Annotated in this window: 12 protein-coding genes and 1 other RNA gene; 8 read left to right on the top strand and 5 right to left on the bottom strand. The window is 46.8% G+C overall.

Annotated elements, in window-relative coordinates:
- The first annotated feature begins 76 nt into the window (after window positions 1-76).
- The 4 genes from dinG to LMJ53_RS07620 are packed head-to-tail and all read left to right on the top strand — an operon-like array spanning window position 77 to window position 4,433.
- On the top strand, window positions 77-2,131 hold the full coding sequence (gene dinG, locus LMJ53_RS07635) for an ATP-dependent DNA helicase DinG (RefSeq protein WP_229585510.1): 2,055 nt from the start codon (window positions 77-79) through the stop codon (window positions 2,129-2,131).
- A gap of 16 nt (window positions 2,132-2,147) precedes the next feature.
- Window positions 2,148-2,927, top strand: coding sequence for a sulfite exporter TauE/SafE family protein (locus LMJ53_RS07630; protein ID WP_229585509.1), 780 nt, complete (start codon window positions 2,148-2,150; stop codon window positions 2,925-2,927).
- Window position 2,928: 1 nt separating this feature from the next.
- Window positions 2,929-3,498, top strand: a complete 570-nt coding sequence (gene priC, locus LMJ53_RS07625; protein ID WP_229585508.1) for a primosomal replication protein PriC — start codon at window positions 2,929-2,931, stop codon at window positions 3,496-3,498.
- Entirely contained in the window at window positions 3,495-4,433 is a 939-nt protein-coding gene (locus tag LMJ53_RS07620; RefSeq protein WP_229585507.1) for a histone deacetylase, read from the top strand. Before priC ends, LMJ53_RS07620 begins: the two co-directional genes overlap by 4 nt.
- On the opposite strand, the gene LMJ53_RS07615 is transcribed toward LMJ53_RS07620, so the two are convergent.
- The gene (locus LMJ53_RS07615) at window positions 4,404-5,501 is read right to left on the bottom strand and encodes a tryptophan 2,3-dioxygenase family protein (protein ID WP_229585506.1); all 1,098 of its coding nucleotides are present in this window, start codon (window positions 5,499-5,501) and stop codon (window positions 4,404-4,406) included. The genes LMJ53_RS07620 and LMJ53_RS07615 overlap by 30 nt on opposite strands.
- Before the next feature lie 124 nt (window positions 5,502-5,625).
- On the opposite strand from LMJ53_RS07615, the gene LMJ53_RS07610 reads away from it, so the two are divergent.
- A complete protein-coding gene (locus LMJ53_RS07610) occupies window positions 5,626-5,883 on the top strand; it encodes a late competence development ComFB family protein (RefSeq protein WP_229585505.1) in 258 nt (85 codons plus the stop codon).
- A complete protein-coding gene (locus LMJ53_RS07605; protein WP_229585504.1) occupies window positions 5,883-6,038 on the top strand; it encodes a DUF2496 domain-containing protein in 156 nt (51 codons plus the stop codon). The genes LMJ53_RS07610 and LMJ53_RS07605 overlap by 1 nt, the downstream gene beginning before the upstream one ends.
- Before the next feature lie 1,749 nt (window positions 6,039-7,787).
- Here LMJ53_RS07605 and ffs read toward each other — a convergent pair.
- Both ffs and LMJ53_RS07595 read right to left on the bottom strand, forming a co-directional pair.
- Window positions 7,788-7,884, bottom strand: an RNA gene (gene ffs / locus LMJ53_RS07600) — signal recognition particle sRNA small type.
- A gap of 109 nt (window positions 7,885-7,993) precedes the next feature.
- The gene (locus LMJ53_RS07595; protein WP_229585503.1) at window positions 7,994-8,863 is read right to left on the bottom strand and encodes a DUF3014 domain-containing protein; all 870 of its coding nucleotides are present in this window, start codon (window positions 8,861-8,863) and stop codon (window positions 7,994-7,996) included.
- A gap of 137 nt (window positions 8,864-9,000) precedes the next feature.
- On the opposite strand from LMJ53_RS07595, the gene LMJ53_RS07590 reads away from it, so the two are divergent.
- Window positions 9,001-10,143 carry a patatin-like phospholipase family protein gene (locus tag LMJ53_RS07590; protein ID WP_229585502.1) on the top strand — a complete coding sequence of 381 codons (1,143 nt, stop codon included), beginning with the start codon at window positions 9,001-9,003 and terminating at the stop codon, window positions 10,141-10,143.
- Between the two features lie 134 nt (window positions 10,144-10,277).
- Window positions 10,278-11,219 (top strand): GGDEF domain-containing protein, encoded by a 942-nt coding sequence (locus LMJ53_RS07585; RefSeq protein WP_229585501.1) that lies wholly within the window; start codon window positions 10,278-10,280, stop codon window positions 11,217-11,219.
- Here the strand turns inward: LMJ53_RS07585 and tilS are convergent.
- Together tilS and accA are read right to left on the bottom strand one after the other, a co-directional pair.
- Window positions 11,173-12,504: a tRNA lysidine(34) synthetase TilS gene (gene tilS, locus LMJ53_RS07580; RefSeq protein WP_229585500.1), complete on the bottom strand. Its 1,332-nt coding sequence runs from the start codon at window positions 12,502-12,504 to the stop codon at window positions 11,173-11,175. The genes LMJ53_RS07585 and tilS overlap by 47 nt on opposite strands.
- A 27-nt stretch (window positions 12,505-12,531) precedes the next feature.
- On the bottom strand, window positions 12,532-13,488 hold the full coding sequence (accA, locus tag LMJ53_RS07575; protein WP_226749743.1) for an acetyl-CoA carboxylase carboxyl transferase subunit alpha: 957 nt from the start codon (window positions 13,486-13,488) through the stop codon (window positions 12,532-12,534).
- Between the last annotated feature and the right edge of the window lie 14 nt (window positions 13,489-13,502).

The following is a 13,502-nucleotide window of genomic DNA, read 5'->3' as shown; positions in this document are numbered from 1 at the left end:
TACTATACAAATCAGATACATAGTGATGCAAAAGTAACTTTTGACGTGTAAATGTAAAAACTAAGAAGATTTTAAGATGCTAAATAACGGTACAAAACAACAGATTAGGCAAATACATCAACAATTAAAACAACAATTGCCTAACTACCAGCCTCGGCCCACGCAGAATAAATTGATTGCAGAAATAGCGAATATCGTTGCAGGCCAATACGATCGCTACGATCGCATCGGTTTAATTGAGGCGGGTACCGGTACGGGCAAATCTTTAGCCTATCTGCTTGGCACCCTGCCTTATGCCTTAAGTCAAAAGAAAATAGTCGTGATTGCGACGGCAACGGTGGCACTGCAAGAGCAGCTAGTGAATAAAGACTTGCCTTTTTTTCGGCAACACAGCGGCTTAGAGTTTGATTACAGTCTGGTGAAAGGCCGACAGCGCTATGCCTGTATTGAGCGTTTACAACAACGGATACAACAACCTACGCTGTTTAGTCAGGATGCACCTGATGCCCATCAACAAGCGTTATTACAACGTTTGTTAGACGCTTGGCAACAACGTAGCTGGCTGGGCGACCGCGATACGTTACCCGAGTCTGTTACTGACGAGCTCTGGTATAGCTTACAAGCCGATGCCCACTACTGCAGTAAAACACAGCGTCGACATTTACACTGTCCTTTTCACTTAGCCCGTGCTGAGATCAGCAATGCACAAGTGTTAGTGGTCAATCACAGTTTACTGTTATCAGACTTATTAAACGGTGGCGCGGTATTGCCCGAACCGGAAGAAACCCTTTATGTGATTGATGAAGCACATCATCTCGCAAGCTGTGGCAGAGAGCTACTTAGCGCCAGCGCACAATTAACGGAAAATGGCCCTTGGTTAGAGAAATTTCGGAAGACGCTTACGCAACTCCAAGCCGTTTTACCCGATACCGCATTGCGCGATTGCATGCGCTTAGACGATGCGGTGAGTGATTTTAACGTCGCGCTTAAACCGATTCAGCGCAGTGTGCAAGAATTTCTACCCAGTTGGTTTAGCAGTAAACAGCAAACCGAATATCGTTTTAAACACGCGGCTTTACCCAAATTGTGGCAGCAACAAGCTGAGGTTTTGGCACAAGCAGCGCAAAAAGCCACTCACCTGTGCGATAAGTTGTTAACCGAGCTACAGCAAAAGCTTACGGAAAACAGTAAGATCCCTAAGCTATGGTACACGTTATTACAAGAGCTGGCTTATGCGCGCCAACGCTTTGAGCAACAGCAAGCCCTGTGGCAATTATTACAACAAGAGCAAAAAGAACCCGCTTGGCAAGCGCGTTGGTTACAGCGGCGTGCTGATACCGATCTTTTATTTATGCACGCCAGCCCCTTGGCTGCCGGCTTACAATTAGAACAGCTGTTATTTAGCCAAGCCTTTGCGGTGATCCTTTGCTCTGCCACACTGACCGCCTTAAACTCGTTCGATTATGCAAAAAAGGAATTAGGGTTAAATGCCCATACTGGCTTGCAATGTTTACAAGTCGATTCACCTTTTGCTTATCAACAACAAGCTGAAATACTGCTACCCAAAACACGATGTGAACCTACTGACAGCGCTTTTACAGCTGAACTGGTACGCTTGTTACCTCAATACCTCAATACCCCTGCCGGATCTTTGGTGTTATTTGCGTCTTATTGGCAAATGCAAGAAGTGGCCACTGAGCTTCGCAAACAAGGTTTTACGCTACTAGTACAAGGCGAGGCTTCGCGACAAGCTTTGCTGCAATTACATGCAGACAGGGTGAATGGCGATAACGCCAGTATATTATTTGGCACACAAAGCTTTTCGGAAGGGTTAGATTTACCCGGAAAATTACTCACCAATCTCATTATTACTAAATTACCCTTCGCAGTACCCACCTCACCACTGGAGGAAGCCTTGAGTGAAGCCATCACCGCCCGTGGCGGTAATGCTTTTTTACAATTAAGTATTCCGGCTGCGGCGAAAAAACTGGTGCAGTCTTGTGGTAGACTGCTGCGCCAAGAGCAAGATGAAGGGCGTATCGTTATTTTAGATCGCCGACTGGTAAGTAAAACCTATGGTAAAGCCATGCTTGATGCACTGCCGCCATTTCGCCGAAATATAGAATACTGACAGGAACTCAACCGTTATGCCCGAGCTGGTTCTTACGACAGAACTGCTGCTATTACTCTGCAGTGTAGCCTTTATTGCCGGTTATATCGACGCTATCGCCGGCGGTGGCGGTTTATTAACGGTACCGGCTTTGCTTACTGCGGGTTTGCCACCGCATGTGGTGTTAGGCACCAATAAACTGGCCGCGACCTTTGGTTCTTTTACCGCCTCGCTTACTTATTATCGCAAGCGTCTATTTGACCCACGTTATTGGCGCACCAGCCTGATTTTTACCGCCCTAGGCGCATTAATCGGTACCTTGGTCGTCGATCAATTAAGTACCGCATTGTTAGAAAAACTGTTACCCATCCTCATTCTTTTTGCTGCAATTTATACCCTATTTAACCGCATGCAGCCCGATGATCGGATGACATTACCGACACCGAGTAAAAAATTGTTTTGGCAACAACGTCTGCAGGGGTTCACTTTGGGCTTTTATGATGGCGTAGCCGGCCCGGGTACTGGCGCTTTTTGGATGGTGTCGACCATGGCAATGTATAAAATTAACTTACTACTGACCAGTGGTGTCGCCAGAACCATGAATTTTGTCAGTAATGGGTTTTCATTGGCCGCTTTTATTGTGCTGGGCCATGTGCATTTTACCCTGGGTTTCGCCATGGGTTTTTGCTTGATGTGCGGTGCTTGGTTAGGTGCGCACTCGGCCATTCGTTTCGGCAGTAAGTTTATCCGGCCCGTATTTATCAGTGTAGTCATTGCCATTGCGGCACGTTTAGCGTGGCAGGCTTGGAGCGCTTAAGATGAACAGCTTAACCTCGGAGCAACTGCGTCAGTTACAAGCACAATTGCAACAATTATTAAGCTGGGCGCAACAACTTGATCGGCAAAGAAAACCCGGTAAGCCGGTGCACTGGTTCGATTCTGCCTTGTTTAGTTGTCATTCACCGGATCTGGCAGATTATGTGCAGGATAGCGTGCGTAATCTAAACCGACTGCAACAACAGGCGGATAACTTATCTACCACAGCCAAACAACGGATTACTGAACGCTTAAATGAACAAATTTCAGCGTTAACCCAGGCATTTCGGCTCAATCAAGTGCGCCAACAACATCAGCATGTCGCGGCCCCTCGTACTAAAGCGGCGGTGCAACAACTTGCGGTCACAGGTCAGCAGTTGTATCAACAGCTAAGTGAATACCAGCAATATGAAAGCCGCTTATTAGACATGGTGCGACAAGCCGAGCGGGAAAGTGATGCAGAAGCAACCAACCGCACTTTGACGCTACATGGTCGCTTGGGTCGCTGTCGAAAAGCAATTTATGAAGTTGAGTTAGCCATTCAAAAACTGGAGGCAGGAAAAAACCGATGAGCCAAGCGTTACCGCCGCTAATTTATCATCCTTGTTACAGCGAATTGGCTTTACCCGAGCGCCATCGTTACCCGATTGGTAAGTATCGCGCTTTGCAACAAGCACTGCTCGCTATCGGTGTACCCGACGCACATTTTACCGCAGCGCCCGCTGCCCTACCCGCCGAACTCAGTTGTATCCATGCCAGTCACTATGTTGAAGCCTTATGCAGCGGCACGCTGGATGCCAAAGCCATGCGCCGTATTGGTTTTCCGTGGTCTGAACAACTGATTTCACGCTCATTGCAATCGATAGGTGGCACTTTACACACCGCAGAATTAGCGTTAGCACAAGGTTTAGCCGTGCATCTAAGCGGTGGTTATCATCACGCTTTTCATGATTTTGGCAGTGGCTTTTGCCTGTTTAATGATTTGGCTTTCACCGCCAAAACGCTGATACAACGGGGTGTGGGTCCGATCTTAATTTTTGATCTGGATGTGCATCAAGGCGATGGTACCGCGCTGTTGTTAGCCAACGAGCCAGAAATTATCACTGCTTCCATTCATTGTGAGAAAAACTTTCCGGCACGCAAACAACACTCTGATTGGGATATTGGCGTAGCAACGCACTGTAGCGAACACGAGTATTTAGAAACCGTGCAGCAAAGCTTAGACAGTTTATTAACGTGGTATCGCCCTGAACTGGTTTTGTACGACGCAGGCGTGGATGTGCATAAAAACGATGATTTAGGTTTATTATCGATCAGCACGGCGACTATCGCCCAGCGCGATCAGTTAGTACTTGAACGCTGCCGCGCCAAACAGATCCCGGTCGCAGCAGTCATTGGCGGAGGCTATCAACGCGATCTCGCCGCACTCACTGCGGTGCATCTGCAGTTATTTAAAGCGGCGTTCAACGTCTTTGGCTCAAGCTTGGGGCGCGAAATAAAAACCTAACTGCCGTTTGATCGCCGTGGGTAAGGCCGGTAAAGCTGACTTTGGCAGTAAAAAGGTTGCCATAGTGAATAAATCGGTGAAGATACGATTCTTCTCAGTAGTGCGCTTTAAATAATCATGCCCTGACGAGCCGCCGGTGCCTATTTTACTGCCCAACATCCGTTGTACCATCATGGCATGCTTGTAACGCCAGATCGTCAGTTGTTCATCAATCTCTGTTAAACAGGTTAATAACTGAAACGGTAAATTAAACAGCGGCTCTTCTTGATATAAGTTGATAAACAAGGCCGACAGCATGGCTTTTTGACTTAACCGAAAACTACCTTGCTGTTGTAATTGCTGATATTTCTCCGGATCGAGTAAGGCCGAAAATTTTTCACGCGTACGGGCAATTTCTTGCAGCTGGAGATCACGCTCGGCATCCGATATCTGCTCAATTTGCGAAACGATACTCTGATCATTTTGCAGCATCTGTTCGGTTGCTTGTTGGTACATTTGCCAAAAACTAAAGTCTTCAAATTGTAAGAACGGCATGCGCTCTAACCACTTTTCAATGCGCTCAAACAAACTTGGCGCCTGTTCTAAGTTTTGTAAAAACTCACGATCGGTGGCATTTAACCGACTGTAAAATGAATTTTTGTCAAAATCGATGCGAAATTCGCTTTTTAAACCCAAACCAATTTCAAGCATTTTAAATTGAATGCTCTGAAAACCGGAGGCCGGCACCAAGTAATCGCGAAACGCCATAAAGTCTTGCGGTGTCATGGTTTCGATGACCGCAATTTGCTGATTAAGCAGTTGCTGAATACTGATAATGCGCTTTAATTTATGCACCATACCGGTTAATTGTTCATCTTTGACTTCAGCTTCAGCAAACACCGCCATCACAGCGCCAAGCTCATGCAAAATTTGTTTAAACCACAGCTCATAAACCTGATGCACTATAATGAATAAGGTTTCATCATGTGCTTCAGCGCCATAACGCTTACTTTCTGGGGCTTGGGCGGTTAAAAGCTTGTCGAGTTGCAAGTAATCGCCGTAGTAACATGCTGTTGTATTTTTTTGCATACGTTTAATAACCACTTATCGCTGTTCAGCGCATTGTAACAAGGCGCGCGACTAACTCAATCTTTCAGTAGTCTTTTCGAGCAAAGCTGATTATGCTTAAAGCACATTTATCAGGAGAAACGCCATGACATTGGATAGCGATATTCATAATTTTTATGAAAAATTATTGTTAGATCATATTGTTGAGCTGGGATTAGACCAAGAAAAGGAAAGCGAGTATCTGGCTGATCTATGCTGTATCTCTTTAAACTTATTACCCCCCCGATACATTCGCTATGAAGTGGACATGTCTTTTTACATGCCACAAAGCGAGCGCTTTGAAATGCAAATGAAAGTAAAAGAGGCGGTTAGCCGTGCCCGTAGCTTTTTGGATAATCAGTAATGTCATCTCTTGAGCAAGCACCCGACCATGTCAAACTGGCCGTTGATCTTATTGTGTTGCTAGAGCAACAGCAATTACCAGCAGCCACCTTGCTCGCGGCCTTAAAATTAGTCGTCAAAGATACTGAGAACAAACTGGTCGCAGCTTCGCAATAAGTGCTGAGTAGCGAACATCTCACAAGCTTCGGTCAAGCTTGGCAAGCTTCGGGGTCAGATACCTAGACCCCTTAACGTTTTCGCCGTTGGCGAGATACTTTCTTTTGCGTCGCCAAAAGAAAGTATCCAAAGAAAATGCGACCCTACTTCCGCTCGAAAGCCCAACTGCTCATGCGCTGTCCAAGGCGAAAACGTAACTCGCACGGCGCTACCGTCGCCGCACTCAAACACCCGTTTTCTTAAAACCTTGGCCAACGATGTTCAGTCGGCTCGCTGCAAAGGGGGGAAACCTTTCAGGTCAGATACAAATCTTTTCGACAGGTTGCTCGGCTTGCAACGTAAGGGGATTAACAGCAAAAAAGCTATGACTTTTTGCATTCTCTTGGATTTATGCGAGGCGAGTTAGCAGCGAAGTAAACTTTGGCTGGAGACGTCTTTTTCAGGGATGAAAAAGAGGAGCGTACAGGGAGGTATTTACCGCGTGCTCCAGCCAAAGCTTTACGCAGCGCTTAACGTTTTGCAGGCTTCTAGCTTCAGATACCTAAACACTTAACGTTTTCGCCGTTGGCGAGATACTTTCTTTTGCGTCGCCAAAAGAAAGTATCCAAAGAAAATGCGACCACACGTTGCGGCGAAAGCCCGGCTCAACCTAACACAGCCAAGGCGACGAGGTAACTCGTTCGGCACTACCGTGCCTCGCTCAAACACCCCTCGTCTTAAAACCTTGTCCGCGCGAGGTTGCCCGGCTTGCAACGTAATGGGATAAAAAGCACAATCACTTCGAATTGATGCTGGGCGAGTTAATAGCGAAGTAAACGTTGGCTTAAGACGTCTTTTTCAGGGATGAAAAAGAGGAGCGTACAGGGAGGTATTTACCGCGTGCTCCAGCCAAAGCTTTACGCAGCGCTTAACGTTTTGCAATCTTCTAGCTTCAGATACCTAAACCCTTAACGTTTTCGCCGTTGGCGAGATACTTTCTTTTGCGTCGCCAAAAGAAAGTATCCAAAGAAAATGCGACCCCACTTCCGCTCGAAAGCCCAACTGCTCATGCGCTGTCCAAGGCGAAAACGTAACTCGCACGGCACTACCGTCGCCGCACTCAAACACCCGTTTTCTTAAAACCTTGGCCAACGATGTTCAGTCGGCTCGCTGCAAAGGGGGGAAACCTTTCAGGTCAGATACAAATCTTTTCGACAGGTTGCTCGGCTTGCAACGTAAGGGGATTAACAGCAAAAAAGCTATGACTTTTTGCATTCTCTTGGATTTATGCGAGGCGAGTAAGCAGCGAAGTAAACTTTGGCTGGAGACGTCTTTTTCAGGGATGAAAAAGAGGAGCGTACAGGGAGGTATTTACCGCGTGCTCCAGCCAAAGCTTTACGCAGCGCTTAACGTTTTGCAGGCTTCTAGCTTCAGATACCTAGACACTTAACGTTTTCGCCGTTGGCGAGATACTTTCTTTTGCGTCGCCAAAAGAAAGTATCCAAAGAAAATGCGACCCTACGTTGCGGCGAAAGCCCGGCTCAACCTAACACAGCCAAGGCGACGAGGTAACTCGTTCGGCACTACCGTGCCTCGCTCAAACACCCCTCGTCTTAAAACCTTGGTCGCGCGAGGTTGCCCGGCTTGCAACGTAATGGGATAAAAAGCACAATCACTTCAAATTGATGCTGGGAGAGTTAACGGCGAAACAGCAGCTTATGTCAGCGTTTTGAATAAAATAGAGTGAACAACGAGGGGTTTGGGTGGCAACTCCACCAGCCACATCCCGGCACATACATCATAAACTGTGGCTGCTTCCTTCCGGACCTGACCAGGTTCGCCTACTAGTATTGCGAGAGGACCAATGGAGTTACCATGGTATTGCCTTAACGGCAGCGCGCATTATCCGCAAAACCGTTCGGGGTTGCAAGTGCTAAGCAGCAAGCTGCAACCCTAACGCTGATAAAAACAACAGTTTAATTACCTAAAGCTTGCTGATAGGTCTGCAGCACCGCTTTTAAACGACGTTGTTGCGCCGGTGATAAGCGTAATAGTTGTTTCTGCGCTTCAGGTAACGCCTCTAACTGCGGATCAGCGTAAATATACATGACCGAAGGGCGGATTAATTCGGGCTGACTCGACAGCTCTGGCGTAGCCAGCAATAGATTAATCGTTTGACGTAAACGCTGTTCAAAACTCATGTCAGGATAGCCTAGCTCAGCGAAAGCCTCGTCAAGCAAGGGTTGATAACGCGCTTTCAAAGCCAATAACTGTCTTGCTGGTACGCTTTCTAACAGCTGAATATAAGGCTCATAGCGGGCGGCATTCGCAGCAGCCATCCGAAAGCGATCCGGGGCCACTTGCTCAACTAAAAAAGCGTCAGCCGGTGCAGATAATACAGCATGGCCTGCGACTAATCGGCCTTGCGCTAAATTATCAACCGTGACCACAAAATGCCGCACCATATCTTCACGATTAAATAGCGATGCCATACCCGCTTTCCAGTTCAGCGCTAACAGATCGTCGCTAATCACTTTATCAGAGACATTTAACGGTGGTAACGGCGGTAGCTCGGGTTTTACTTCGGCCACGGGTGTTTCAATGGTTGTTATCGGCTCTGGCATAACGGCAGGTTCGTTAACGGCTTCAGGTTGCATTTGCTCAGCTTGCTCTACTGCGGCCACTTGTTCGGGTTGCGGTAATAATACCGGTGGCAGCGTGACGGTTTCGGTCGGTTCGGCCGGCCCTTTGAATAAAAACCATAATGCAGCGATAATGATTAATACTACGCCTGCTAAACCGGCATAATAAACGGACTGTCCACCACCTGAAGCTTGTTGTGACATAATGATTTACCTGTGCTTTTGAAATAAATTGCCCTTTAGGGCGTCTAGCATTGCATTAATCTCAATTATCAGCAATATACTAATTGAAGAGTTCAGGTTGTAAAAAAAGTTCAGTGAAGGATGTTTAACACCTTATTATGCAAACAGACCCCACAGTAACATCTAGCAAGACCGCATTAATGTTAACCGGTGGTGGCGCACGAGCGGCCTATCAAGTTGGTGTGCTTAAAGCGATTGCCAGTCAATATCCACGCAGTAGCCCACTGCCATTTAAGATTATCAGTGGCACTTCTGCTGGCGCCATTAATGGTGCAGGCCTTGCCTGCTATGCCTCTTGTTTTCATTTAGGGGTGAAAAAAATTGAATCGGTCTGGCGAAACTTTCATACCGCGCAGGTGTATTACTCTGATTATCCTCGGCTAATTCGCCATCAAATTCGGAATGTTTACAGTGCCTTTCAAGCAGACTACGCCAATAAAAAACCGGTCAGCTTACTGGATAACAAACCGCTTAAGCAGTTATTGAACAAAATTCTCGACTTGCAACGCATTGACCAAAATATCATGCGCGGTTATCTATCTAGCTTCTCGGTAACCGCCTCTTGCTATAACACCGGCGATTCGATTAGCTTTTTTCAATCTGATACCGCAGAAGAATGGCGCCGAGCCAAACGTTGTGGCCAACGCACCCTGTTAGATGTGCATCATTTAATGGCTTCTGCGGCGATACCGCTGCTGTTTCCCTCGGTGCGTATCCATCAACGCTACTTTGGTGATGGCTCTGTGAATCAATTGGCTCCCCTTAGCTCGCCGATCCATTTGGGGGCTGATAAAATTTTGATTATTGGTGTCGACGACCCACGCCGAGGTGCTTTTCGAGAGCGCAGCTTACACCACCCGGATTTAGCCACGGTGGCAGGGCATTTACTTGATACGGTATTTACCGACACGCTGAACTCCGATTTAGAGCGAATGCAGCGCATCAATAAAACGGTTGAGCTGTTAAAGCAGCACAATATTGAAACGGAACTCAAGCCCGTGCAAAGCTACATGATTAATCCAAGCCAAAATTTTAATCAATTAGCCAGTGAATATTTTTTGTGTTTACCGATCGCCATTCGCACCCTACTGCGCGTTACGGGTATTCGGCAACACTCTGATTCAAGCTTAGTCAGTTATCTATTATTCGAACAAAAATACACGCGCCGTTTAATTGAATTAGGCTATGAAGATGGTATGCAGCAGATGGATCGCATTATGCAATTTCTTGCCGCACCGTAAAATTAATGCCGTCAAAAAACCGCCAACCTTAAACAAAATTAAACTTAACTGCATAAAAACAATGACTTAAAAAACTGGCCTAACATTTGCTTTATCCTTATCAGTGCAACAATAAATTCTGGTAAGGTGAGCATATGTGGCAAGAATCAAGCAACTTAACTAATGCGTTTGGTGACTTATCCATCGGCAGTATTTGGCAAGAAACTCCAGACTGCAGTGAAAGCAGTTTAGTCAGTCAATTACAAACCACCTTAGATTTGCAGCAACAATTGGATATTTTCTCCATGAGCGCAGGTCGTGTTTTGCCTTTGTGCGGAATGACTTTAAATACCCACTCCAGCAACTTGCAAGCCCGCGGTTCAAAAAAAGGGGCTTACCAACACCAATCAAAATTGGTGTTAGAAAACCAAGTTTTAGCTGAAATTAGTTATGATTCGGCGCACGCGTTTACGCCTTTAGTGCAACGGCAATTGCTGTTGTTAGAATCAGAGTGGCTATTTGCATTGCGTAATGCCCTACTGGTCAGCCGCTTGCAGCAAATGGCTTTGAAAGATCCATTAACCACGTTAGGCAACCGTCGCTTTTTTGACGATAGTTTTGTCAAAGCCGTGCAACTGGCTAAACGCCATCAACTGCCCTTTACGTTATTGTTATTAGATTTAGATAACTTTAAACAAGTTAATGATAACTCTGGCCACTATGTGGGTGATGAGGTGTTGATCGCGGTAGCAGATTGTATGCGGGAATCGTTAAGAGCCACTGACAGTTTGTTCCGCTTTGGTGGTGATGAATTTGCAGTATTACTCTCTGATAGTGATGCAGAGCATGCGGATGTGGTGGCTGAGCGTTTACTGCAAAGCATTGATACAAATGCTTTTCTAGCGAGCCATAACGTTGGTTGCAGTATCGGTATGGCGCGGTTATCGGCTGAACAACAACCGCGTGATTTATTTCATGCCGCCGATGAAGCCTTATATCAGGCTAAATCATCAGGCAAAGGTCGGGTCAGTCAATATAATGGCGGCCGCGTTAAGTTGCTCGAAAAAGCAGCTCATTCTCTGTTGGCTGCCAGCTAAGCCACGCTTTAGCTTGTTCATCGCTGTAGCTACTGGCATAACCGGCGACTAACACCAATTTGCCCTCCTGCAGCAGCAACGGTATTTGCCCTCGCTGCCAAGGGGGCAATTGCCATTGCTTAAACCACTGCTTTAAAGGCTTAGTCTGCTTCCCTGCCGGTTTAAAAGGCAAATTTAACATACCAAATACCACTTGATACTGCTGTGACGCTTCAGCTAATGCTAATGATCCCGCTACCTTGGTTTTATGCCAGAGTAACTGCCCCAGATCCTCGGGCAGCTGACAAGCTTGTTGCCAAGTTAATACGCAACTCGGTAAGGCTTGCCGTTGAGAATCGTTATTCAGTAAATAAAGATGCTGTTGATAACGGCGAACCAGCAAGCGGCCGGCCACTAATTGCGGCTGAGCATCGGCTTGCGCCGCGATAACTTGCTGTTTTAACGTTAAAAGCCACTGTGTTTCTGGATTAAAGCCGGCAGCATATAACCAACGGCGTAACACCAAGTCTTGCTGTAACGGATGCTGCTGACTCAGTGCAATAAGATCGAGCTTATCTGGCGTGGCACAACGCGCTAGCGCTTGTTCGGTATAATATTCCGCTAAACTGGCGGCATCTTGCAGATGTTGCACACTGCGCCCTACCGTACTGAGCCACTGCGGCCAGCGCTGTTTTAATACCGGGCTCACCGTATGTCGCAGAAAATTGCGCTCAAACTCGGTGTTCTGATTACTTTCATCTTCTACCCAAGACAACGCATGGCGAGTGGCATAATCCACTAACTGTTGGCGACTGATGGCCAGTAACGGCCGCCACAACTGACCCTTGGCAAAATGTCGACGGCTTGGCATGGCGGCTAAACCGTTTAAGCCGGCACCGCGCTTTAACGCTAGCAGTAGGGTCTCGAATTGATCATCGGCATGATGTGCGCACACTAAGCTCGTTTGAGGCTCAGTAATGTAATCCGCGAGTACCTGATACCGAGCGCGGCGTGCTTGTTGCTCAATATTGGTATTAGACGGCAGGTGTACATGGCAAAGCTCAAAAGGCAGGTTAAGCTGTTGACACTGTTGCTGGCAAAAACGGGCCCAGGCATCGGCTTGCGGGCTTAGCCCGTGATGTACATGCACCACTTGCAAGGGAATGGCGTGTTGTTGGCATAAAGGCCAAAGTAAATGCAATAAAACTTGTGAGTCTAAGCCACCGCTATAAGCCAACACCAGCCGCGAGGGCTGGTGTTGATGCAGTTGCTTGAGCAAATACTGGCTTAAGTCTGTTCGGTGCAAAGCTGGCCTATCCTCAGCTAGCTATGCTTAACAATAACCGTAAGACATTAAACGCTTGTAGCGTTTTTCTAGTAATTCTGCGGTGCTAAGTTTTTGTAGCTTCTCTAAGTCACGCAGTAAAGCCTGCTTTAAGGTGCTGGCCATTTGCTCTGGCGAGCGATGGGCGCCACCTAGTGGCTCAGTAATTACTTCATCAATTAATTTTAGCTCTTTTAACCGACCGGCAGTAATACCCATAGCATCAGCCGCTAGTGGCGCTTTTTCAGCGCTTTTCCATAAAATAGAGGCACAGCCTTCTGGCGAGATAACCGAATACGTGCTGTATTGCAACATATTCACTTTGTCACCCACGCCAATAGCTAAAGCACCACCAGAACCACCTTCACCCACTACCGTACAGATCACCGGCACTTTTAAACCGGCCATCACTTTTAAATTACGGGCAATGGCTTCAGATTGACCGCGCTCTTCAGCGCCGATACCTGGATATGCACCTGGCGTATCAATAAAGGTAATGATCGGTAATTTAAAGCGTTCGGCCATTTCCATTAAGCGTAAGGCTTTGCGATAGCCTTCCGGTCTTGGCATACCAAAGTTACGACGGATTTTTTCTTTAGTATCGCGACCTTTTTGATGGCCGATGACCATCACCGCTTGCTCACCAAGACGGGCCGTTCCGCCGACAATCGCATTGTCATTAGCAAAAGCCCGATCGCCACACAGCTCATCAAAATCGGTGAACATATGCCGAAGATAATCAAAGGTATATGGCCGACGAGGATGGCGCGCTAATTGTGCAACTTGCCAGGCACCTAATTCCGCAAAAATCTTTTTGGTCAGCGTCAGGCTTTTTTCTTTTAATTTGTTAATTTCTTCTTCTAACCCAAGATCATAATCGCCATTGCGACTGACATTGCGTAATTCGTCTATTTTTGCTTCCAGTTCAGCAATAGGTTGCTCAAACTCTAAATAATTCAGCATCATCGACTATCACTACC

The sequence above is a fragment of the Rheinheimera sp. UJ51 genome, from assembly GCF_020819615.1.
Lineage (GTDB): Bacteria > Pseudomonadota > Gammaproteobacteria > Enterobacterales > Alteromonadaceae > Alishewanella > Alishewanella maricola.
The sequence above is the reverse complement of the archived record's forward strand: the minus strand, read 5'-3'. Positions and strand labels throughout refer to the sequence as shown.

What these genes read in the sequence shown, in the direction of transcription:
- dinG (WP_229585510.1), top strand. Translation starts at nt 77, where the DNA reads ATGCTAAATAACGGTACAAAACAACAGATTAGGCAAATACATCAACAA.
- LMJ53_RS07630 (WP_229585509.1), top strand. Translation starts at nt 2,148, where the DNA reads ATGCCCGAGCTGGTTCTTACGACAGAACTGCTGCTATTACTCTGCAGT.
- priC (WP_229585508.1), top strand. Translation starts at nt 2,929, where the DNA reads ATGAACAGCTTAACCTCGGAGCAACTGCGTCAGTTACAAGCACAATTG.
- LMJ53_RS07620 (WP_229585507.1), top strand. Translation starts at nt 3,495, where the DNA reads ATGAGCCAAGCGTTACCGCCGCTAATTTATCATCCTTGTTACAGCGAA.
- LMJ53_RS07615 (WP_229585506.1), bottom strand. Translation starts at nt 5,501, where the DNA reads ATGCAAAAAAATACAACAGCATGTTACTACGGCGATTACTTGCAACTC.
- LMJ53_RS07610 (WP_229585505.1), top strand. Translation starts at nt 5,626, where the DNA reads ATGACATTGGATAGCGATATTCATAATTTTTATGAAAAATTATTGTTA.
- LMJ53_RS07605 (WP_229585504.1), top strand. Translation starts at nt 5,883, where the DNA reads ATGTCATCTCTTGAGCAAGCACCCGACCATGTCAAACTGGCCGTTGAT.
- LMJ53_RS07595 (WP_229585503.1), bottom strand. Translation starts at nt 8,863, where the DNA reads ATGTCACAACAAGCTTCAGGTGGTGGACAGTCCGTTTATTATGCCGGT.
- LMJ53_RS07590 (WP_229585502.1), top strand. Translation starts at nt 9,001, where the DNA reads ATGCAAACAGACCCCACAGTAACATCTAGCAAGACCGCATTAATGTTA.
- LMJ53_RS07585 (WP_229585501.1), top strand. Translation starts at nt 10,278, where the DNA reads ATGTGGCAAGAATCAAGCAACTTAACTAATGCGTTTGGTGACTTATCC.
- accA (WP_226749743.1), bottom strand. Translation starts at nt 13,488, where the DNA reads ATGATGCTGAATTATTTAGAGTTTGAGCAACCTATTGCTGAACTGGAA.